General features: G+C 70.2%; 1 protein-coding gene. It reads left to right on the plus strand.

Features of this window, described 5'->3' with window-relative positions:
* Positions 1-157: 157 nt before the first annotated feature.
* A partial coding sequence (locus GTW40_RS18930) for an ABC-F family ATP-binding cassette domain-containing protein (protein ID WP_161181378.1) occupies positions 158-1,578 on the plus strand: 1,421 nt, incomplete at its 3' end.

Genomic DNA, 1,578 nt, shown 5'->3' on the forward strand with positions numbered 1-1,578 from the left:
ACCCCCGCCAACCCCCGGAGGGCCCCCGTGTCCGGAAAACCCCTTGCCCGCCCCCGTTAGAATTGCCCGCATGGCCTTTCTCCTCGCGCATTAGACGGCGGGAACGCCCTCAGCAGACCGTCCGACGATCCCGTCCCGTACGCCCAGGAGCCTGTCCGTGATCTCCGCCTCCGGTATCGAGCTGCGCGCCGGTGCCCGCATCCTCATCGAGAACGCCAGCTTCCGTGTCGCCAAGGGCGACCGCATCGGCCTGGTCGGCCGTAACGGCGCCGGCAAGACCACCCTCACCAAGTGCCTGGCCGGTGAGGGCATCCCGGCCGCCGGTCAGATCACCCGCTCCGGCGAGGTCGGCTATCTGCCGCAGGACCCCCGCACCGGCGACCTCGACGTGCTCGCCCGCGACCGCATCCTCTCCGCGCGCGGCCTCGACGTACTGATCCGCAAGATGCGCGAGAACGAGCAGCGCATCGCCAACGGCTCGGGCGCCACCCGCGAGAAGGCGCTCAAGCAGTACGAGCGCCAGGAGACGGAGTTCCTCACCAAGGGCGGGTACGCCGCCGAGGCCGAGGCCGCGACCATCGCCGCCGCGCTGAACCTGCCCGACCGCGTGCTCGGCCAGCCCCTGCACACCCTCTCCGGCGGTCAGCGCCGCCGCGTCGAGCTGGCCCGCATCCTCTTCTCGGACGCCGACACCCTGCTCCTCGACGAGCCCACCAACCACCTCGACGCCGACTCGATCGCCTGGCTGCGCGACTACCTCAAGACCTACCGCGGCGGCTTCATCGTGATCTCCCACGACGTCGACCTGGTCGAGACGGTCGTCAACAAGGTGTTCTACCTGGACGCCAACCGCGCCCAGATCGACGTCTACAACATGGGCTGGAAGCTCTACCAGCAGCAGCGCGAGGCCGACGAGAAGCGCCGCAAGCGCGAGCGGCAGAACGCCGAGAAGAAGGCCGCCGCCCTGCATTCGCAGGCCGACAAGATGCGCGCCAAGGCCACCAAGACGGTCGCCGCGCAGAACATGGCCAAGCGCGCCGACAAGCTGCTCTCCGGCCTGGAGGCGGTCCGCCAGTCCGACAAGGTCGCCAAGCTCCGCTTCCCCGAGCCCGCCCCCTGCGGCAAGACCCCGCTGATGGCGGAGGGCCTGTCGAAGTCGTACGGCTCGCTGGAGATCTTCACCGACGTCGACCTGGCCATCGACAAGGGCTCCCGCGTCGTCATCCTCGGCCTCAACGGCGCGGGCAAGACCACCCTGCTGCGCCTCCTCGGCGGCGCGGAGCAGCCCGACACCGGCGAGGTCGTCCCCGGCCACGGCCTCAAGCTCGGCTACTACGCCCAGGAGCACGAGACCCTGGACCCCGAGCGCACGGTCCTGGAGAACATGCGCTCGGCCGCGCCCGACCTGGACCTGGTCGAGGTCCGCAAGACGCTCGGCTCGTTCCTGTTCTCCGGCGACGACGTCGACAAGCCCGCCGGGGTCCTGTCCGGCGGCGAGAAGACCCGCCTCGCCCTCGCCACCCTGGTCGTCTCCTCCGCGAACGTGCTGCTCCTGGACGAGCCCACCAACAACCTCGA

The organism is Streptomyces sp. SID4985 (assembly GCF_009863025.1).
Classification (GTDB): domain Bacteria; phylum Actinomycetota; class Actinomycetes; order Streptomycetales; family Streptomycetaceae; genus Streptomyces.